At 72.1% G+C, this 19,721-nt stretch carries 18 protein-coding genes; 5 read left to right on the top strand and 13 right to left on the bottom strand.

The window, feature by feature from the left end:
* Positions 1 to 2: 2 nt before the first annotated feature.
* The 3 genes from ACERZO_RS13085 to ACERZO_RS13095 all read right to left on the bottom strand — a co-directional run bounded on the left by ACERZO_RS13085 (position 3) and on the right by ACERZO_RS13095 (position 3,584).
* Positions 3 to 671 carry a GntR family transcriptional regulator gene (locus ACERZO_RS13085; RefSeq protein ID WP_372664876.1) on the bottom strand — a complete coding sequence of 223 codons (669 nt, stop codon included), beginning with the start codon at positions 669 to 671 and terminating at the stop codon, positions 3 to 5.
* Complete coding sequence (locus ACERZO_RS13090; RefSeq protein WP_372664877.1) at positions 653 to 2,074, bottom strand: fumarylacetoacetate hydrolase family protein; 1,422 nt, start codon at positions 2,072 to 2,074, stop codon at positions 653 to 655. The genes ACERZO_RS13085 and ACERZO_RS13090 overlap by 19 nt, the downstream gene beginning before the upstream one ends.
* 73 nt (positions 2,075 to 2,147) lie before the next feature.
* Positions 2,148 to 3,584, bottom strand: a complete 1,437-nt coding sequence (locus tag ACERZO_RS13095; protein ID WP_372664878.1) for an aldehyde dehydrogenase family protein — start codon at positions 3,582 to 3,584, stop codon at positions 2,148 to 2,150.
* Between the two features lie 138 nt (positions 3,585 to 3,722).
* On the opposite strand from ACERZO_RS13095, the gene ACERZO_RS13100 reads away from it, so the two are divergent.
* Complete coding sequence (locus tag ACERZO_RS13100) at positions 3,723 to 5,156, top strand: GMC family oxidoreductase (protein ID WP_372664879.1); 1,434 nt, start codon at positions 3,723 to 3,725, stop codon at positions 5,154 to 5,156.
* Here the strand turns inward: ACERZO_RS13100 and ACERZO_RS13105 are convergent.
* The 3 genes from ACERZO_RS13105 to ACERZO_RS13115 are packed head-to-tail and all read right to left on the bottom strand — an operon-like array spanning position 5,140 to position 8,045.
* Positions 5,140 to 5,982, bottom strand: coding sequence for an alpha/beta hydrolase (locus tag ACERZO_RS13105; RefSeq protein ID WP_372664880.1), 843 nt, complete (start codon positions 5,980 to 5,982; stop codon positions 5,140 to 5,142). The two genes, ACERZO_RS13100 and ACERZO_RS13105, sit on opposite strands and share 17 nt — an antisense overlap.
* Positions 5,979 to 6,926 carry an aldo/keto reductase gene (locus ACERZO_RS13110; protein ID WP_372664881.1) on the bottom strand — a complete coding sequence of 316 codons (948 nt, stop codon included), beginning with the start codon at positions 6,924 to 6,926 and terminating at the stop codon, positions 5,979 to 5,981. Before ACERZO_RS13110 ends, ACERZO_RS13105 begins: the two co-directional genes overlap by 4 nt.
* Before the next feature lie 9 nt (positions 6,927 to 6,935).
* Positions 6,936 to 8,045: a zinc-binding dehydrogenase gene (locus ACERZO_RS13115; protein WP_372664882.1), complete on the bottom strand. Its 1,110-nt coding sequence runs from the start codon at positions 8,043 to 8,045 to the stop codon at positions 6,936 to 6,938.
* Between the two features lie 50 nt (positions 8,046 to 8,095).
* Between ACERZO_RS13115 and ACERZO_RS13120 the strand changes: the two genes are divergently transcribed.
* Positions 8,096 to 9,385 (top strand): amidohydrolase, encoded by a 1,290-nt coding sequence (locus tag ACERZO_RS13120; protein WP_372664883.1) that lies wholly within the window; start codon positions 8,096 to 8,098, stop codon positions 9,383 to 9,385.
* On the opposite strand, the gene ACERZO_RS13125 is transcribed toward ACERZO_RS13120, so the two are convergent.
* Entirely contained in the window at positions 9,386 to 10,114 is a 729-nt protein-coding gene (locus ACERZO_RS13125) for an SDR family NAD(P)-dependent oxidoreductase (protein ID WP_372664884.1), read from the bottom strand.
* Between the two features lie 46 nt (positions 10,115 to 10,160).
* On the opposite strand from ACERZO_RS13125, the gene ACERZO_RS13130 reads away from it, so the two are divergent.
* Positions 10,161 to 11,087, top strand: a complete 927-nt coding sequence (locus tag ACERZO_RS13130) for an aldo/keto reductase (RefSeq protein WP_372664885.1) — start codon at positions 10,161 to 10,163, stop codon at positions 11,085 to 11,087.
* Positions 11,088 to 11,148: 61 nt separating this feature from the next.
* Here the strand turns inward: ACERZO_RS13130 and ACERZO_RS13135 are convergent, their stop codons facing one another.
* Genes ACERZO_RS13135 through ACERZO_RS13155 form a run of 5 tightly spaced genes read right to left on the bottom strand, consistent with a single transcriptional unit; the run spans position 11,149 to position 16,967 of the window.
* A complete protein-coding gene (locus ACERZO_RS13135; protein ID WP_372664886.1) occupies positions 11,149 to 11,871 on the bottom strand; it encodes an alpha/beta fold hydrolase in 723 nt (240 codons plus the stop codon).
* 20 nt (positions 11,872 to 11,891) lie between these two features.
* A complete protein-coding gene (locus ACERZO_RS13140) occupies positions 11,892 to 12,722 on the bottom strand; it encodes an ABC transporter permease (RefSeq protein WP_372664887.1) in 831 nt (276 codons plus the stop codon).
* Positions 12,719 to 13,663 (bottom strand): ABC transporter permease, encoded by a 945-nt coding sequence (locus ACERZO_RS13145; RefSeq protein WP_372664888.1) that lies wholly within the window; start codon positions 13,661 to 13,663, stop codon positions 12,719 to 12,721. Before ACERZO_RS13145 ends, ACERZO_RS13140 begins: the two co-directional genes overlap by 4 nt.
* The gene (locus ACERZO_RS13150; RefSeq protein WP_372664889.1) at positions 13,660 to 15,237 is read right to left on the bottom strand and encodes an ABC transporter substrate-binding protein; all 1,578 of its coding nucleotides are present in this window, start codon (positions 15,235 to 15,237) and stop codon (positions 13,660 to 13,662) included. Before ACERZO_RS13150 ends, ACERZO_RS13145 begins: the two co-directional genes overlap by 4 nt.
* On the bottom strand, positions 15,234 to 16,967 hold the full coding sequence (locus tag ACERZO_RS13155) for a dipeptide ABC transporter ATP-binding protein (RefSeq protein ID WP_372664890.1): 1,734 nt from the start codon (positions 16,965 to 16,967) through the stop codon (positions 15,234 to 15,236). The genes ACERZO_RS13150 and ACERZO_RS13155 overlap by 4 nt, the downstream gene beginning before the upstream one ends.
* 227 nt (positions 16,968 to 17,194) lie before the next feature.
* Between ACERZO_RS13155 and ACERZO_RS13160 the strand changes: the two genes are divergently transcribed.
* Positions 17,195 to 18,169, top strand: coding sequence for a methyltransferase domain-containing protein (locus ACERZO_RS13160; protein ID WP_372664891.1), 975 nt, complete (start codon positions 17,195 to 17,197; stop codon positions 18,167 to 18,169).
* Positions 18,166 to 19,086, top strand: coding sequence for an alpha/beta hydrolase (locus ACERZO_RS13165; RefSeq protein ID WP_372664892.1), 921 nt, complete (start codon positions 18,166 to 18,168; stop codon positions 19,084 to 19,086). Before ACERZO_RS13160 ends, ACERZO_RS13165 begins: the two co-directional genes overlap by 4 nt.
* A gap of 4 nt (positions 19,087 to 19,090) precedes the next feature.
* Here the strand turns inward: ACERZO_RS13165 and ACERZO_RS13170 are convergent, their stop codons facing one another.
* Entirely contained in the window at positions 19,091 to 19,678 is a 588-nt protein-coding gene (locus ACERZO_RS13170; protein ID WP_372664893.1) for a TetR/AcrR family transcriptional regulator, read from the bottom strand.
* Between the last annotated feature and the right edge of the window lie 43 nt (positions 19,679 to 19,721).

Genomic DNA, 19,721 nt, shown 5'->3' on the forward strand with positions numbered 1-19,721 from the left:
GGTCAGGGGTGGCGGTGGGCGAGGTACGCGTCGAGCGTCGCCAGCCGGTGGGCGCGGACGGCGTGTTCGACGTCGGCGGCCGGAGCGCCGGCGTCGAGCAGGCCGAGGATGTGCTCGTGCTCGGCCACGGACTGCCGGGCCCGGCCGGGGACGAAGCTGAACGTCGAGGTGCGCAGGCCGCTCAGCCGGTCCCAGCCGCGCCGGACCAGGTCGAGGACCTGGGGGTTGGGGCAGGCGTCGAACAGCACGGCGTGGAAGTCGCGGTTGAGCGCGGTGAACCGGGCCGGCTCGAAGTGCCCGAGGCAGTCCGCCAGCTCGGCGTTCAGCGCCCGGGCCCGCTCGAGTGCTCCGGGTGGGAGCACCGGCGCGGCGAGCGCGGCGGCGTAGCCCTCGACGAGCGCGAGGGTCTGCATCGTGTGCTGGTACTCGCGTTCGTCGACCATCGCGACCTGCGCGCCGACGTGCCGTTCGAACGTGACGAGGCCTTCGGCTTCCAGGAGCCGGATGGCCTCGCGGATCGGCACGACGCTGACGCCGAGTTCGTGCGCGAGCTGGCCGAGGACGAGCCGGTAGCCGGGGGAGAAGGTGCCGTCGGCGATCCGGGCCTTGATCCACTCGTAGGCGATCCGCGACTTGCTCAGCGCGGTGCCGTTCACCGTTTCGCGAGCCATGCGGCGTACCTCCCGCGCCAGTGCTCGTCCATCGGGTAGAGGCCTTCGACGCGCTCGCCCGCGGCGACCTGCTCGGCGATGAACGTCTCCTGCAGCTCCTGCTCGATCGCCGCGTCGACGACCTCTTCGACGAGGGCCGGCGGGATGACCAGGACGCCGTCGCCGTCCCCGGCGATCACGTCGCCGGGGCACACGGCGGCGCCGCCGCAGGCGATCGCGACGTCGACGTCCCACGGCACGTGCCGGCGGCCGAGCACGGCCGGGTGCGGCCCGGCGTGGTAGGTGGGAATGTCCAAAGCGGACACCGCGGCCAGGTCGCGCACGCCGCCGTCGGTGACGATCCCGGCCGCGCCACGCACCTGCGCCCGCAGCGCGAGGATGTCGCCGACCGTGCCGGTGCCGCGTTCGCCGCGGGCCTCCATGACCAGGACGTCACCGGGGCCGAGGCCGTCGATCGCCCGCTTCTGCGCGTTGTAGCCGCCGCCGTGTTCTTTGAAGAGGTCTTCGCGGTAGGGCAGGTACCGCAGGGTCCGCGCGCGGCCGGTCAACCGGGCGCCGGGTCGCGTGGACGTCAAGCCGTCGATGGACACCGCGTTGTAGCCGCGCTTGCGCAGCTGGGCGGACAGCGTCGCGGTACCCACGGATTCGAGGCGCCGCTTGAGGTCCTCGGTCAGCACGAAGTCCGGTGTGGACGTTCCGTACGCGTCCGCCCGCTGCTGCTCGTCCACGTGGGGGAGCGCGCCGTACGGTCCGAAGGGGACGGTCCCCTCGGTGATCGGCGTGACCAGCCGGCCGGTGGTGTGCCCGGCGGTGTCGACCTCGACCTCGACGACGTCGCCGGGGACGGCGACCGACGCGCCCGCGGGCGTGCCGGTCAGGACGACGTCGCCGGGGTCGAGGGTGATCAGCTGCGAGAGGTCCGCGACCAGCCGGCCGAAGCCGAAGAGCAGATCGCCGGTGGTGTCCTCCTGGACCAGTTCGCCGTTGAGCCAGGTCCGCAGCCGCAGCGCGGCCGGGTCGACGTCGGTGGCGGGCAGCACCGCCGGGCCGAGCGGGGTGAAGCCGTCGCCGCCCTTCGAGCGCAGGTTGCTGCCCTTGTCGGCGTAGCGGAGGTCGTAGACGCCGAAGTCGTTGGCGGCGGTGACGCCGCCGACGTACGACCAGCCGTCCTCGGGGGCGACCCGGCGGGCGGTACGGCCGATGACCAGCGCGATCTCGCCTTCGAAGCCCAGCAGCTCGGTGCCCGCCGGGCGTTCGAGCGCGGCGCCGCTCGCCGCGACCGACGTCGAAGGCTTGAGGAAGTACGACGGCTGCTCGGGCACCCGGCCGCGCTGAGCGGCGCGGGAGCGGTAGCCGATGTGCAGCGCGATGATCTTGCCGGGCCGCTGCGGGAGGGTCGTCATCCGTGGTCCTGCCTGCCGGTTCGGAGAAGGTATCTCAAATGATATACGATCTGTGGCGTGGGGAAACCCCCTTTCACCCGCCGTAGTGGAGCCAGACGGACTTGACTTCGGTGTACGCGTCGAGCGCCCACGGGCCCATTTCGCGGCCCCAGCCGGACGCCTTGTAGCCGCCCCACGGCGCCGCCATGTCCGGGATCGGCGGCATGTTGACGAACACCGCGCCGGCCCGGATGCCGTCGGCGTACCGCTGGGCCGTGCGCAGGTCGCGCGTCCAGACCGTCGCGGCGAGGCCGTACTCGGTGTCGTTGACGCGGCCGAGGAGCTCGTCGCCGTCGTCGTAGGCCGTCACGGCCAGGACCGGGCCGAAGATCTCCTCGCGCATGATCGCCATGTCGTCGCGGACGCCGGCGAACAGCGTCGGGGCGTAGAAGTAGCCGTCGCCGTCGACCGGCGCGCCGCCGGTGACCAGGTCGGCGCCCTGCTCGCGGCCGGTGCCGACGAGGAAGTCGACGTGCTCGCGATGCTTCTCCGACACCAGCGGGCCAAGTTGCGTGGCCTCGTCGGTGCCCGGGCCGAGCCGCAAGCCCTCCAGGCCGCGCGCCAACTTCTCGACGAACTCCTGCTCGCGCTTGCGGTCGACGTAGAAGCGCGTGTACGCGGCGCAGACCTGGCCGGTGTTGAGCGTCGCCCCGGCGAGGTTGCCCGCGACGGCGGCGTCGAGGTCGGCGTCGGCCGCGATGATGCTGGGCGCCTTGCCGCCGAGTTCGAGGGTGAGCCGCTTGAGGTTGGACGCCGCGCTCGCCGCGGTGATCAGCTTCCCGACCGCCGTCGAGCCCGTGTAGGAGACGTGGTCCACGTCCGGATGCTCGGTCAGCAGGGCCCCGACCGCGCCGTCGCCGGTGACGAGGTTGACCACGCCCGCCGGGATGCCGGCGTCGTGGACCAGTTCGACCAGGCGGATGCTGGTCAGCGGGGTGACCTCGCTGGGCTTGATCACCACCGTGTTGCCGGTGGCGAGCGCCGGGGCGAGCTTCCAGGCGAGGATCATCAGCGGGAAGTTCCACGGCGTGATCAGCGCGTTCACCCCGACCGGCTCGCGGCGCGTGTAGTGCAGGGTGTCCGGGAAGGACACCGGGTTGGTCGTGCCCTGCAGCTTCGTCACCCAGCCCGCGAAGTAGCGGAAGTGCTCCGCCGCGCCGGTCACGCTCACCTGCCGGGAGACGCCGATCGGCTGCCCCTGGTCGAGCGTCTCCAAGCGGGCCAGCTCTTCGTGGTGCTGCTCGACGAGGTCGGCCAGCCGGAACAGCAGCGCGGCCCGCCGCACGGGCAGCAGCCCCGCCCACTCCGGGGCGCTCAGTGCGCGCCGGGCGGCCGCGACGGCGGCGTCGACGTCGGCCTTCGACGCGGTGCCGACCTCTTCGAGCACCCGGCCGGTGGCGGGGTCGCGCGTCGGGAGGACACCGCCGCCGGCTTCGGTCCACTGTCCGTCGATGCACAGGCGTGTCGCCATCCCCGGTTCCTCCTCGGCCTTCGGTGAGCCGAGTATCGGGCGCCGGGCGGCCTCGGGTCTTGTCCGCTCACGCATGCCCGTTGACCGACCGCGAAGGGATGCGTCCCGCGCGATCGGGCGCGCGTCAGGCTGGGGCGCATGGACGTGATCGTGGTGGGTGCCGGCTCGGCCGGCTCGGTGGTGGCGCGGCGGCTGGTCGACGCGGGCGCGGCGGTGACGCTGCTCGAAGCGGGTGGTCCCGACCGGAACCCGGCCATCCACGACCCCGCACGGGCCGGGGAACTGTGGCACGGTCCCGAGGACTGGGACCTGTACACGGTCCCGCAGCCGCACGCGGCCGGCCGGCGGCTGCACTTGCCGCGCGGTCGCGTGCTGGGCGGATCGCACGCGCTCAACGCGATGATCTGGGTCCGCGGCGCGCCCGCCGACTACGACGGCTGGGGGCTGCCCGGCTGGACCTGGGCCGACGTCGAGCCGGTGTTCGCGCGGATCGAGGAGGACCTCCTGGAGGTCGTGCCGAACGAGCCGCTGCACCCGATCCAGCGGTCCATAGTGGACGCCTGCGTCTCGGTGGGATTGCCGGTGAACCCGGACTACAACAGCGGGTCCCTGGACGGAGTGTCCGTCGAGCAGATCACCGCGCGCGACGGAAGGCGCTTTAACACCTGGCACGCTTACGGCCTTCCGGTGGCTTCGCGGATGACCGTCCACACGGGAGCGGTGGTGCACCGGCTGGTCTTTTCGGGTTCGCGGATGACCGGGGTGGTGGCGTCGATCGGCGATGAGGTGCGGGAGCTGCCGGCGGACCTGGTGGTCCTCGCCGCCGGCGCACTGGCGTCGCCCGCGATCCTGCTCCGCAGCGGCGTCGGCCCGGCGGACGAGCTGCGCGCGCTCGGCGTCGACGTCGTCGCGGACCTGCCCGGCGTGGGCCGGAACCTGCACGACCACCTGCTCTCACCGGTCGTCTTCACGACTTCCCGCGAGGTCGAGCCGCCGGTTTCCGGTCGGTCGGTGACGCAGGTGCACTGGTTCTGGCGCAGCCGCCCGGGGCTCGCGGTGCCGGACACGCAGCCGATCTGCTTCAGCGTGCCGATGTACGAGCCGTGGATGTCCGGGCCGCCGACGGGGTTCTCGCTGATGGCCGGAATGGTGACGCCGGCGAGCCGGGGCAGCCTGCGGCTGGCGCCGGACGGCTCGCCGCTGATCGACCTGGGTGCGCTGGCCGAGCCGGCGGACTTCGAGAGCCTGGTGGCGTCGGTCGAGCAGTGCGTCGAGGTTGGCCGGGCGCCGGCGCTGGCTTCGGACTGGGGCGCCCGGCAGCGGTACCCCGGCCCGTCCGACGACGTCCGCGAGTACGTCCGCCGGACGGCCATCACGTACCACCACCAGGTCGGCACCTGCCGGATGGGCACCGGCGCCGACGCGGTGGTGGACCCGCGGCTGGCGGTGCACGGCCTGGCAGGTCTGTTCGTCGCGGACGCGTCGGTGCTGCCCCGCGTCACGACGGGCAACACCAACGCCCCGGCGATCCTGGTGGGGGAGCAGGCCGCGCGGTTCATCCTCGGCGGTTGAGCAGCCGGCGCAACCACGACGACCGCGTCGCCAGGGCCGCGCGCGTCACTTCCGCGTCCGGGGCGAACCGGTCGAAGCCGTGGTGGGCGCCGGCCCAGACGTGCAGTTCCGTCGGCACCCCGGCCTGCGCGAGCCGCTGGGCGTACGCCACGTCCTCGTCGCGGAACAGCTCCGCCCCGCCGACCTCGACGAACGCCGGCGGCAGTCCGCTCAGATCCGCCATCCGCGCCGGGGCCGCGTACGGCGAGGTCTGCCCGTTCAGGAGACTGCGCCAGCCGAAGTCGTTGGCCTCGCGGGTCCACACGAGGTCCGGGAGGTCCGCCGACGTCCGGTCGTCGAGCATCGGGCACAGCAGCAGCTGACCCGCCAATGCCGGCCCGCCGCGGTCACGCGCCAGCAACGCCACCCCCGCGCTCAGCCCGCCGCCGGCACTGCCACCGCCCACGATCAGCTGGGCGAAGCCGAAGGCCGACGCGAACCACACGAGACCCGCGTAGCAGTCGTCAAGCGGCGCCGGGTGCGGGTGCTCCGGGGCGAGGCGGTACTCGACCGTCGCGCAGACGAACCCGAACTCCTCGATCAACGCCACCAGCCGGGGCAGGTCGGCGAACCGGTCGTCCAGCACCATCCCGCCCCCGTGGATGCTGTACAGCCCGGGCGCGTCCGGCCGCGCGCGCCGCGGCCGCAGGACCGTGACGACCACCCCGCCGTCGAGGACGTGGTCCGACCACACGATGTCCCGGTCGCCGATCGCTTCCGCCGGGGCAAGGTTGTCCGCTCGGACGGCGGCGCGGACTTCGGCCAGGTTCTCGGCGGACAGGTTCACGGCCCCTCCGGGTCGACGACGCCGCGGTCCGCCCAGAACGGCTCCACCAGCGCGCGCAGCTCCGCCGCGCCCACGCGGTCCACCAACGAGACCGCCGCCAGGTTGTCCTCCAACTGCGAAACGCTGGTGGCGCCGAACAACGTCGTCGTGTTCGCCGGGTGGGTGAGGGTGAAGGCCAGGCACAGCTGCGCCGGCGTCGCCCCGACGCTCGCGGCGGCCTCCGCGAGCCCGGCGGCCGAGCCGGCGATCCGCTGCCGGACGTCTCCCGGGTCCCGGCCGACCTGACGTCCGCCCTTCCCGAGCAGCACCCCGCCTTCGAAGACGTCGGACGCCTGGAGCGAAACGCCGAGGGAGAACACCGAGGCGAACGGGTCACCGTCCGGAATGGACCGGCGGGCGACGCTGTACTTCAGCTGCGCGATCGCCGGCCCGGGAACCCCGTCGGCGATGGCGAAGCCGTGCACCGCCTTGATCGCCGACGCCGACCAGTTGTTGACGCCCCACTGCCCGATCAGCCCTGCCGCGCGCAGCTCGGCGAGGTCGGTGACGAGGGCGTGCAGGTCGGTGTCGTCGCGCCGCAGGTCGCCGAGGACGACGAGGTCGGCGTGCGAGACACCGGCGCGGAAGAAAGCGTTCTCCAGCTGGGCGCGCAGGCTGTGCCCGGGATAGCCCTCGAGCCACAGCTTCGCCGACAGCAGGTAGTCCTCCCGGCGCAGGCCGGCGGCCCGGACCATGGCGGAGAACAGCACGTCGGTGAACACCGGCGGGCTGCCGGGCAGGCCGTACACGCCGACGTCGAACAGGCTGATCCCGGCGTCGACGGCCGTCTGCAGCAGGGTGACGGCTTCGCGGAAGTCCATCCGGTCGTAGGTGTGCCACGAGCCGAGGGACAGGACGCCGGTGAGCGGGCCGTCGCGGCCGATGCGGCGCTGGGGGATGCGCACTCCGAACTCCTAGGGTAGTCGGGGGTCGATGACGGCTTTGAGCTCGCCGAGCCGGGACATCGACTCGACGGCGGCGGACGCGCCCGCCAGCCCGACCGGCGCGCTGAACAGCTCCGCCCAGGGCATCCGCCCGGCGAAGGCGCGGAAGAACTCCACCGAGCGGTGGTAGTCGGCGATGTCGCCGTTGAGCGAGCCGGCGATGGTCAGCTCCTTGCCCATCACCGTGCCCAGCGGCACGGCCGACGGCGCCGGGCCGGTCGACCCGACGATCGCGATCGTCCCGCGCTGGGCGGCGAAGGCGACGGCTTCTTCGCCGACGGTCGGGCCGCCCGCGAAGTCGAAGACGTGGTCCGCACCGCGGCCGCCGGTCAGCTCGCGCACGCGCTCGACACGTTCGTCCGGAGTGGACTCGACGGACACGGTCGCGGTGGCCCCGAACCGGTCCGCCACCGCCAGGCGGTCGTCGGGACCGCCGACGGTGATCACCGTGCCGGCGCCGCAGAGCCGCGCGACCGCCGTGGCGAACACACCGAGCGCGCCGGCGCCCTGGACGACGACGGTCGCGTTCGGACGGATGCCGCCGGACCGCGCGACCGCGCGCAGCACGGTCTTGCCCGCGCAGCCGGACATGGAGGCCCAGGTGTCCTCGACGTCGTCCGGCAGCAGGAGCTTCGCCGCGCCGGGCGTGACGTAGCAGTGCCGAGCCAGCCCGCCGGTGGCGTAGGGGAACCGGTCGGCGCGCTGCAGGAAGCCGTAGCCGCGGCTTTCGCACGCCACCGGTTCGCGCAGGATCGTGCAGCCGTGGCACTTCCCGCACGTCGACTCCGACCAGCCGATCCGGTCGCCGGGCCGGATTTCCCGGCCGAGCGTGTCGGTCGTGCCGGCTCCGGTGGCGACGACTTCGCCGACCATCTCGTGGCCCAGCACCATCGGCAGCATGCCGGGCAGGCTCAGCTGCCCCGACCAGAGGTGGACATCGGTGCCGCACAACGTCGTGCAGGTGAGCCGGACGAGGGCCGCGCCGGGTTCCGGTTCCGCGGGGAGCGGGAGCTCGCGCAGTTCGAGGGGCGCGTGGTGGCCGGTGAGGACGGCGGCGTCGGTGTGGGTGGGCAGAGCCATCTTTTTAGTCTACAGTAGTGGAAGAAAAAGTCCAGGGCCGGGAGGAAACCATGACGGCACAACGGATCCGCCCGGCGGACCTGGTGGTCCACGGGGGACCGGTCCGCACCTTCGACGCGGCGGGCACGGTGGCGGACGGCCTGGCCGTGCGGGACGGCCGCATCACCGCGGTCGGGGATGTCGCCGGCCACATCGGACGGGACACCGAGGTCGTCGACCTCGCCGGCCGTACGGTGCTGCCCGGCATCAACGACACGCACCTGCACGCCACCTGGCTCGGCGCGCGCTGGCCGCACCCGCTGCTCGGCGCGCCGCACGAGGAAACCCCGGTGGTCACCGCCGAGGACCGCCGGGCCGCGATCCTGCGCGCCGGGGACGTCTGCGCGGCGCTCGGCATCACCAGCTACACCGAGCCCGGGCTCGGTCCCGGCGAGACCGGGTGCTTCTCGGCGGAAGTCCTGGAGGAGTACGCGGCGCTGCACCACGAAGGCCGGCTGCGGGCGCGCGTCACCGTGCTGCGCCTGTTCGGCCTCCTGGACGGCGCCAGTTCGCCGGCGGACTTCGCGCGCGGCGTCGAAACTCCGGTTCCGGCGACGGATCCGGAGTGGCTCGCTGTCCCCGGCGTCAAGATCTTCGCCGACGGGATCCCGCCGATGCGGACGGCGTGGACGCACCACTGCTACCCCGATGGCACGCACGGCGCCCTGCTCGTCGACGGGCCCGACGACGAGGAGCGCGCGGGCGCGCTGGCGGCGATGATCTCGTCGGCCCATCGAGCCGGGTTGGTCGTGGGCGTGCACGCGACCGGTGAACGCAGCATCGAAGTCGCGCTCGAGCACTTGCGCGCCGGTGACCACGTCGTGCACGGCGACCTCGTCACGTCCGCGCAGCTGCGGCGGATGGCTTCGCGAGGAGTCGGGTTGACCACGCAGCCCGCGATCGCCACCGCGATGCGGCCGATGGTCGCCACGGCACTCGGCGACGACGTCGCCGCGAAGGCCTGGCCGTTGCGGGACATCCTGGAGGCCGGAGTCCGGCTGACGTTGAGCAGCGACGCCCCGGTCGTCACGCCCGACTGGCGCGTCCACCTCGCGGCGGCGGGAGAGCTGCTCGGGGCGCGTGGCGTCACGTCCGAGCTGACCGCGCGGCTGCTTCGGTGCTACACGACCGAAGCGGCCGCGCAGGACGGATCCGCGGCTTGGAAAGGTTCCCTGGAGCCGGGCAAGGCGGCCGACTTCTGCGTCCTGGCGGCCGATCCCCTCGGCGTCGCACTGGCCGGCCTGCCGTCGGTCGCGGTCGAGCTGACCGTGACCGGCGGCCGGATCGTCCACAAGGGATAGTCAGGTCAGCAGCTGGCCGCCGTCCACCGCCAGGCTCACCCCGGTGACGTGGGTCGCGCCCGCCAGGAACACCACCGCGGGCACGACGTCCCCGACATCGGCGATCCGGCCCAGCGGAATCCGGGACTCCCAGGCCGCGCGCGCCGCGGTGTCGGAGGCGAACCCGGCGGTCATCGGCGTCAGGACCGGCCCCGGCGCGACGGCGTTGACCCGGATCCCGTGCGGTGCCAGCTCCACGGCCGCGGACCGGGTCAGCGCGTCGACGGCCGCCTTCGTGGCTTCGTAGTGCCCGAGCCCGGGTGTCGGCTGGCGGGCGCCGATCGACGATACGTTCACGATCGCGCCGCGCGTGCCGCCGGCGACCATGTGCGCGCCGATCCTCCGCGTCATCAGGAAAGTGCCGCGGAAATTGACCCGCACGCACCGGTCGAAGACGTCGACGTCCAGGTCGGTCAGCGGCCCACCGCCCCCGGCCAGCCCGGCGTTGTTGACGAGGACGTCGATCGGCCCGAACCGGTCCGCGACCAGGTTGACGGCCGCGTCGACCGAAGCCGGGTCCGAGATGTCCAGCTCGACGTGCTCGGCGCCGATCTCCCGGCCGACGTCGTGCGCCGCCCGCGCGTCCACATCGGCGACGACCACTCGATCACCCTCGGCGAGAAACGCCTCGGCGACACCCCGGCCGATCCCGCTCGCACCGCCGGTCACCACCACGATCCGTGTTTTCATTCTACAATCGTAGACGAACGAAGTGCTGGAACGAAGGGAAAACCTCGTGAGCGTGCTCGGAAAATCGGTCTTCGGCCTCGGCTCGTGGAACACCTGGGACCGGATGGACTTCGGCGACGCGGCCGGGTTGCTGCGGACGGCCGTCGACGCCGGCGTCACGCTGTTCGACGTCGCCCACTACGACTTCGGGCCGCACGCCGAGAACTCGCGCACCGACATCCTCTTCGGCGAGGCCGTCCGGGAAGCCGGGATCGCCCGCGGCGACTACGTGTTGTGCGGGAAGCTGTGGCTCTGGGACTACCCGCGCAGCGGTTTCGCCGAGCAGCTCGAGACGTCGCTGGGGCGGATCGGCACCGAGCACGCGGACCTGGTCGTCGTGGGGGACTACCGCGAGCGCCCGGACGTCCCGCGGGTCGTCACCGACGTGGCCGAGCAGGTGCGGGCCGGGCGGATCGGCGGCTGGGGCGTCAACAACTGGCTCGCCGCCGACCTCGACCTGGCCTACGGCTTCGCGGCTCGCGAAGGTCTGCCCGCGCCGGAGTTCGCGCAGCTCAAGTACTCCATCGCCCGCCGCTCGATGGCGGAAGGCGAGTACTACGGCAAGCACATCGCGAGCGGGCGCCTGGTGCTGCAAGCCTCGGACGTCTTCGAAGGCGGCGTCCTGCTGGGCAATACGACTCCGGCGCGGAAGATCGGTGCGGACGTCGGCGGGATCCGGCAGTCCATCGTGGACGCTTCCGCCGAGCTGGGCACCATCGCGGCGGAGTTCGGCGCGACGCGCGCCCAGCTGGCCCTGGCGTTCTGCCTGGCGTACGCGCCGGTGGCGAACGTCCTGTTCGGAGTGAGCCGCGCGGCCCAGCTGACGGACAACCTGGGTGCCCTCGAACTCGCCCGCAACCACGGCACGGAGATCCGGACCGCGGTCGACCACCTCTGGCTGGACCGCGAAGTCAACCCCGACGGCACCTGGTAACCCCACCCGGTCGTGAGTGGGAAACAGGGTCAGAACACTGTTTCTCACTCACGACCTCGTTTCAGGGGGTGTCGAGGAAGGTGAGAGCCGCCGTGCGGAAGGGGAAGCCGCGCAGGGCTCCGCCGTGGTCGCCCGGCACCAGCAGCAGGTCGCTGCCCGGAACCAGGGGCACCAGGGTTTCGATGCCCTGGCTGATCGGGTCGTCCCGGCCGGCGACGAACCGGGTCGGCACGGTGATCGTCCCGGCGCGCGGTGCGAACGGCTCCCGGCGCAGACCCTCGATGCAGTGCGCGAGGGCGACCGGGTCACGGCCGGGCGCGGTGATCATCCGGGCGATCGCCGCGGTCAGCGGGTCGGCCGGGAGCTTCCCGCCCCCGGCGAAAGCCAGTGCCGCCTGGACGTCGACCGCGCCGAACGGCTCGTGCGGGCTGATCCCGGCCAGTACCAGGCGCCGGACGGGCAGCAGTGCGGGCAGTTCCCACGCCAGCCGAGCGCCGAGCGAGTAGCCGACGACGTCCACTTCGGACACGTCACCGACGGCCGACGCCAGTTCCTTCACGACCGCTTGCGGGGTCGCGTCGGCCGGCGCCGGGCTGGAGCCGTGCCCGGGCAGGTCGGGCACCAGCACCGAACGGCCGGACGCGGTGAGCGCCGCCGGCCAGCCCGTGCTGACCCAGTCGGTGGGCCCGTCGGAGGCGAACCCGTGCAGCAACAGCACCGGCGGCCCGGCAGGCGGACCGACCGGAGCGAACCGGCGCACGGCCAGGGAAGTCGGGAGCGTCAAGGAAGTCCTCTCTCGCGAATCTAGGAACGGCGAAGGCGTTGCAAGTCGCTGAGCGTCCGGGCCCGGGCGTCGACGGCGAGCCGCAGCGCCGAGCCGGCGAGGTTGAGCAGGAAGACGCAGACCATGATCGTCACGCCCGGCACCACGACCAGCCACGGCGCCACGACCAGGTACGAGCGGCCCTCGGCGATCATGTTCCCCCAGGTCGGGGTGGGCGGGGCGATGCCGAGGCCGAGAAAGCTCATCGCGCCGTCGACGAGCATCGCGGCCGCGGCCAGGATGACGACCTGCACCAGCGCCAGCGGAAGCACGTTCGGGAACACGTGCACCAGCAGGATCTTCCGGCGGCTCATCCCGGACACCCGGGCCGCGCCGATGTACTGCCGGCCGGCCACGCCGAGCACGCGGCTGCGGATCACCCGCGCGGTGAACGGCGTGAAGATCACCGTCAACGCGATCAGCTCGGTCCAGATGCTCGCGCCGAGCGAGATGGCCAGCGCCATCGCGAGGATGATCGCCGGGAACGACATCCACGCGTCCATCAGCCGCATCAGCACCGCGTCGGCCGCCCGGTAGAAGCCGCTGACCAGGCCGATCACCATGCCGGAGACCGCCGCGCACAGCGTGATCAGCGCGGACAGCCCGAGCGACGCGCGCCCGCCGGACACCAGCCGGGCGAGCACGTCCCGGCCGAACGAGTCGGTGCCGAGGGGGTGGGCGGCCGACGGCGGCAGCAGCCGGTGCACCGGGTCGGTCGCGCTGACGCTCGGCAGGAAGAACGGCAGCACCACCACGGCCAGCACGATCAGGCCGAGCAGCACCGAGACGACGAGCAGCGTGCGGTTCCTCATGCGACCCGCACCTTCGGGTCGAGCAGCGCGTACGACAGGTCGACCAGCAGGTTGACCAGGACGAACAGCACCGCGACGAACAACGTCACGCCCTGGATCAGCGGGAAGTCGCGAGTGGACACCGCGCCCATCAGCAGGTGGCCGAGCCCCGGCACGACGAAGATCGACTCGATGATCACGATCCCGCCGACGAGCATGGCGAAGTTGCTGCCCAGCTGCGTCACCAGCGGCATCAGCGCGTTCGGCAGGACGTGTTTCAGCAGCACCCGCCGCTCGGGCAGGCCCTTGACACGCGCGGTGCGCAGGTAGGCCAGCGGCAGCTCGCCGAGCACGCTCTCGCGCAGGGTGAGCACGAACAACGCGGTCTGCCCGATCACGAGCACGGTCACCGGCAGCACCAGCGCGGGCACCGCGGCGACCGGGTCGGTCAGCAGGTCGTGGTAGCCGCTGGAGGGGAACCACCGCAGCGTCACGGAGAAGACGAGCACGAGCACGAGCGAGATCCAGAAGTCCGGCATCGCCATGCCGAGCGCCGAGAGCCGGTCGAGCGCGCGAGCCACCGGGTTGCGCGGCGACACCGCCTGCCACGCCGTGATCGCCACCGACAGGAAGAAGCTGAGGACCGTCGAGAGCACCGCCAGCGTCAACGTCGGCACGATGTGCGAAGCGACCACGTCGAGCACCGGCTGGTGGTAGGTGATCGACGTCCCGAAGTCGCCGCGCAGCACGTGCCCGGCCCAGGTCAGGTACTGCTGCCAGAGCGAGCCGTCGAGGCCCAGGCTCGACCGCAGCGCCGCGACGTCGGCCGGGCGCGCGGTCGGGCCGAGGATGGCCTGGGCCGGGTCGCCCGGGATCAGCCGGATGACGAAGAACATCATCGTGCCGACGATGACCAGGATGATCGCCAGGTCGCGCAGCCGGCGCAGCAGCACGGCGGTCATGCGGCCAGCCAGGCGTTCCAGAAGACGCGGTAGAAGTCGCCGTAGCCCTTCAGCCGCGGGCTGTAGGCCGCGTACAGCTTCGACTGGCTGAGCGTGATCACCGACAGCTGCTTCCACGTGAAGGCCTGGAGCTTGTCGATGACGGCCTTCGCCTGCTCCGGCGTCGTCGAGGCGTTGAACTCGGTCATCAGCCCGTCCAGCTCCGGCGACGACGAGCCGTTCAGCGTGCCGAGGGTGAGCGCGGGCATCTGGGCGGGCGAGGTCAGCGACGAGTCGAAGAACAGCGTCGTGATGTCCCAGCCGCCCGGGTCCTTGGTGAGCGTGCCGAGCATCGTGGCGAAGTCGTAGGTGTCGATCTTGGCCTGCAGCCCGATCCGGCCCAGCTCGTCCTGGACGAGCACGGCCCACTTGCCGAACTCGGGGTAGGAGTTCGTGGTGACGATGTGGATCGTCGCTCCGGCGGTGATCCCGGCCTCGGCCAGCAGCTGCTTCGCGCGCGCCGGGTCGTGCTGCCGGTAGACGTCTTCGCCGGCGGTCGAGTACGACGCCTTGTTGTCCGGCGACGCGAACGCGCCGGTCTCGATCGTCAGGTCCTTGCTGCCACCGGTCGCCGCGTTGATCGCCGGCTTGTCCAGCAGCAGGTTCAACGCCTGGCGCGCCCGCGGGTCGGCGAACTTCGAGCCGGGGTTGAAGTTGGGGATGATGACGTTCTCGTTGCCGCCGGGCAGGTTGTGCACGACGAGGTTCGGGTTGGCCTTGAGCTGCTCGTACTGGTCGTTGGCCGGCATCGCGTGGTCCCACTGCCCGGTCTGCAGGCCGTTGACCAGCGCGTCCTGGTCGCCGACGATCTTGTAGGTGACGGTGTCGAGGTAGGCGTGCTTGGCCCCGGCCTGACCGCCCCAGTCCTCTTCGGACCGTGACTTGTACCCGGCGTAGCGCTCCAGGACGAGCTGCTGGCCGATGTCCCAGCTCTTCAGCTTGTAGGGCCCGGTGCCGACCGCCTTGTCCTGCCCGAAACCGGTCGCCGGGAGGCCGACGAGGTTCTTGGCCTCGTAGATCTCGGTGCCCGCGCCGGCCAGCTCGTCGATCAGCGGGTAGCGCGGCCGCTTGAGCTTGATCGTCACCGTCGCCGGGTCCGGCGCGGCGATCGCGGCGATGTCCGGGGTGACGAGCTGGCCGGTGCGGTGGCTCTTCTGCCAGCGCTGCAGGCTCGCGACGACGTCGTTCGCGGTCAGCGGGTTGCCGTCCTGGAACGTGACGCCCTGGCGGAGCTTGAACGTGTAGGTGAGCCGGTCCGCGCTCGTGTCGTAGGTGTCGACGAGCATCGGCCGGGCGACGAAGTGCTGGTCGACCTCGAACAGCTTCTCGTACAGCATGTTGCCGATCTGCGCGGTCACCTGGCCGGGGTTGGCGACCATGTCGAGCGACTGCGGGTCGGTGGGGACGGCGACGGTGAGGTTGCCGCCGCGGACCGGCGGCCCGTCGGCGGCGGCCGTGGTGCCGGCGTTCCCCATGCAGCCGGCGAGCAGCGTGGCCGCGGCGGCGAGGGCGGCGAACAGGGGAGTTCTCTTCATGGGCGCGTCGATCCTGTGTGGGGGAGGGCGGGCAGGTCGGGGTTGGCGGCGAGCAGCCGCCGGGTGTAGTCGTGCCGCGGGGCGAACCGGATCTCCTCGGGCGTGCCCGTTTCGATCAGCTCGCCGCGGTACATCACGCCGACGCGGTCGGCGACCGACAGCACGAGGCTGAGGTTGTGGGTGATGAACAGCAGGCTGAGCGTGCGGGTACGGCGCAGGTCCAGCAGCAGGTTCATGACCTGGCCCTGCACCGAGACGTCGAGGGCGGACGTCGGCTCGTCGGCGACGATCAGCTCGGGTCCGGCAGCGATCGCGCGGGCGATGGAGACGCGCTGGCGCTGCCCGCCGGACAGCTGCGAAGGCAGTTTCCCGGCGGTGTCCTCCGGCAGGCCGACTTCGTCGATCAGGTCGGCGACGCGCCGGTCGAGTTCGGCGCCGCGCAGCGGGGTCAGTTCCTTCAGCGGCTCGGCGATGATCCGCGCGGCCGTGTGGCGCGGGTCCAGGGAACTCTGCGGGTCCTGGAAGATCAGCTGGACGCGGCGGCGGAACGCGCGCTCGTCGCCGGTCAGCCCGGCGGGCGTGATCCCGTGCGCGCCGAAGGCGATCGTGCCCGACGTCGGCGGTTCGAGCGCGGTCACCAGCCGGCCGAGGGTGGACTTGCCGGAGCCCGACTCGCCGACCAGGCCGAAGAACTCGCCCGCCGGGATCTCCAGGGAGACCTCCCGCACGGCGTGCACCCGTCCTTTTCGGCCGTACACTTTGGACGCCGCGGTGATCGTCAGCGGTGGCCCGCCGAGGACGCGGTCCGGCCGGGGCTTCAGGGCGCGGGTCTCGACGGCTTCGGTGACGCCGCCGGCCATCGCGGATTCGAGCAGCGCGGGGGAGATGGTCGGGAAGCCGTCGCGGCGGCTGACGCCGAGCTGCGGCACGCACCCGAGCAGCGCGCGGGTGTAGGGGTGCCGGGGCCGCGTCAGGACTTCGTCGCGGGAGCCGGTCTCGACCAGGCGGCCGCGGTACATCACCGCGATCCGGTCGGCCACCCGCGCGGCGACCCCCATGTCGTGGGTGATGAACACGCAGGCGGTGCCGTGGTCGCGGCGCACCCGGTCGAAGAGCGTGAGGATCTCCGCCTGGGTGGTGACGTCCAGCGCCGTGGTCGGCTCGTCGGCGATGAGCAGGTCGGGGTCGGCCATCAATGCGAGCGCGATCATCACGCGCTGCTGCATGCCGCCGGAGAGCTGGTGCGGGTACTGCCGCAGGATCCGGTCGGTGTCGGCGAGCCCGACCTCGGTCAGCAGCCGCCGCGCCTTCGCCTCGGCGCGCTTGCGCAGCGGGCTGCCGCGCCGGGCCGCCTGCCCGGGCAGCGAGCCGGCTTCGCGGTAGGCCTCGACCAGCTGCCCGCCCACCCGGCGGCCCGGGTTCAGGGAATCGAGGGCCTCCTGGAAGATCATGCCGATCCGCGGGCCGCGGTAGGCGCGCATCGCGTCGGCGGGCAGCTTCGTGACGTCCACGCCGTCGATCGCGATCTCGCCGCGGGTGCGGACCGGGGCGACGAACTCGACCAGGCGGATGATCGACAGGGCGGTGACGGTCTTGCCGCTGCCGGATTCGCCGACCACGCAGAGCGTCCGCCCCTGCGCGAGGTCGAGGGACAGCTCCCGCACGAGTTCGCGCTCGGTGCCGCCGGCGACCACACCCACGGTGAAGTCCCGGATTTCGAGCAGCGTCATGGATTCCCCTTCCTCGTGCCCGCCGCGACGGGCGGGCCGGACTGCCGGGCACCGGCAGGGGTAGTTCTACGCATGTTGACACTCGGGTCAGGCGGTGTCAATGGTTTTATTCTACAAACGTAGGAAGTTGAAACCTCACGGGTTTTTGGTGCTGTGCGGGCGAAATCGGCACTGGACTCGTTTATCTACGCATGTAGAGTGTCCGCGTCGAACAGAAGGAGGACGACGTGACGACGACCCCAGCCACGCCGGAACGGATCGTGGACATCGCGGTGGGCCACATGGCCGCCCAGCAGCTCTTCGCCGCCAACCGGATCGGCCTGTTCCCGGCTCTCGCCGACGGCCCGGCGACCGCCGCGGACCTCGCCACGCGGACGGGCCGGCCGGAGAAGATCACCCGGATCCTCGCCGACACCATGGCTTCGCTCGGCCTGCTGTCCCGCGTGGACGGTCGCTACGCGCTCACCACCGACACCGCCGAGCACCTCGGCGGAGGAGGTCTGGATCTCGCGCCGTTCCTGACCTTCCTCGAAACGATCAGCTACCCGCACTGGCAGCAGTTCACGCACACCACCGACACCGGCGAACCCGGCGACCTCGACCTCACCGGCGACCGCTGGGACACCTTCCTCGGCGGGGTCATGGTGTATAACGCCCTACACGCTCGGCAGCTGGCGCAAGCTTTCGACTTCGGGGGCTGCAAAAACCTCCTCGACCTGGGCGGGCTTTCCGCCGAGTTCGCGCTCGGCGCGTTGCGGGCCAACGACGTCCTGCGCGCGACGTTCGTCTACGACCCGCGGTCGGTGCCGTCGGTGACCTCCGCGGTGGCGTCGTTCGCCGATCGCACGACGGTCGTCGGCGCACCCACGCCGGACGCCGAACCCGAGGGCGAGTTCGACCTGATAATGGTGAACCACGTGGTGCACCGGTTCTCCGCCGACGAGAACCGGGCGATCCTGCGGCACGCGCGGGCCGCGGCGGCGCCGGGCGCGCGCCTGCTGCTGCTCGACTTCTTCCTGGACGACGATCCCTCGCCGCGGGCGCTCGACGCGCTGCACGCGGGGGAGTACCTGGTCATCGACGGCACGGTGGTGTACCCGGAGGCGGACGTCCGCGGCTGGCTGGCCGACGCGGGGTGGCGGCCGGTGGACCGGCTGACGCTGCCGGGCTCGCCGCGGGTGCTCGTCGCGGAAGCGGTGTGAGCATGAGCCTCGACCCCGCGGTCCGGGAGCTGCTCGCGCAGAGCCCGGAGGCACCGGCCCGGCCGTTGACGGCGGTGGAGCTGCGGGCCGCCTTCGCCGCGTCCCGGCCGAGGCCGGGTGCGGTGGCGCCGGTCGCGTCGGTGACCGAGCACCGGCTCCCCGGCGGCCTCCGGGTGCGGCTGTACCTGCCGGAGGCGGCCGGCCCGGTGCCGGTGTTCCTCTGGATCCACGGTGGCGGCTGGACGATCGGCTCGATCGACGAGAACGAGGTGGCCTCGCGGGCGGTGTGCGCGGCCGCGTCGGTCGCGGTGGCGGCCGTCGAGTACCGGCTCGCCCCCGAAGATCCGTACCCGGCCGCGCCTTCCGACTGCTACGAGGTGCTGGAATGGCTGGCCGCGGGCGGCGCGGGGCCCGCGGTGGACGCCGGGGCGATCGCGGTCGGCGGCGAGAGTGCCGGCGGCAACCTGTCCACTGTGGTCTCTTTGCTGGCACGGGACCGCGGTGGGCCGGCGATCGCGGCGCAGGTGCTGATCTGCCCGGTCTTCGGCCACCCGGACGACGGGTTCGCGTCCTATGCGGACTTCGCCACGGGCTACGGCATGACGGCCGACGCGATGCGGTTCTTCTTCGCCCAGTACGTCCCGGATCCGTCCGTTTTGGACGATCCGTACCTGCTGCCTTCGCGCGCGGCGGATCTGTCGGGCCTGCCGCCGGCGTTGGTGCTGACGGCCGAATACGACGTGCTGCGTGACGAAGGCGAGGCCTTCGCGACCCGGCTCGCCGACGCGGGCGTCGCGGTCGACGTCCACCGGTACGCCGGGCAGATCCACGGGTTCTACGGGCTGTACACGGACCTGCCGGCGTCTCCACGGTCGCACGCGGAGGTCGCCGCGTACCTGCGGGGGATCTTCGCCTGACGGGTCAGGGGCGGGTGAGCCGTTCCAGGAGGGACTCCAGGTGCCGGTGCTGGAGCCCGACCGTGGAGAACTCACCCGCCACCAGGCTCATCACGTTCGCGCCCGCGTTGAGCAGGACGATCTCGTCGACGATCTGCTCGTCCGGGGTTTCGGTGACGATGTCGCCGTCTTCGCGGCCCTCGGCCAGGAAGCGGTGCAGGAGGCCGCGCCACTCGCGGACGTGCTCGAGGTACTTGTCGTGCATCCGCCGGTTGCCCAGGGACATCTGCCAGAAGATCATCAGGACGCGCCCGGCGGTGATGCGCTCTTCGTCGATGGGCATCGACGACACGCAGATCTCCCGGAGCGCGTCGAGGCCGCGGAGGCCGTCGAGGTCGACGTACTGCCGCATCATGTCGAGGGCGCGTTCGTAGGTGGCCGCGATGATGTCTTCCTTGCTGGGGAAGTACAGCTTGAGGGCCCCGTTGGCGAACCCGGCCGCGGCGGCGATCTCGCGCATGGTCGCGGCTTCGATCCCGCCGCGGACGATGAGGTCCCAGGTGACGTCGACGATGTCCCTGCGCCGCTGGTCGTGGTCGATGATCTTGGGCACCCGGCACCTCCCGCACTGGTTTCTCTACCAGTGTAGGAGAAAC

The sequence above is a fragment of the Amycolatopsis kentuckyensis genome (assembly GCF_041679295.1).
In the GTDB taxonomy this organism is placed as follows: Bacteria; Actinomycetota; Actinomycetes; order Mycobacteriales; family Pseudonocardiaceae; genus Amycolatopsis; species Amycolatopsis kentuckyensis_A.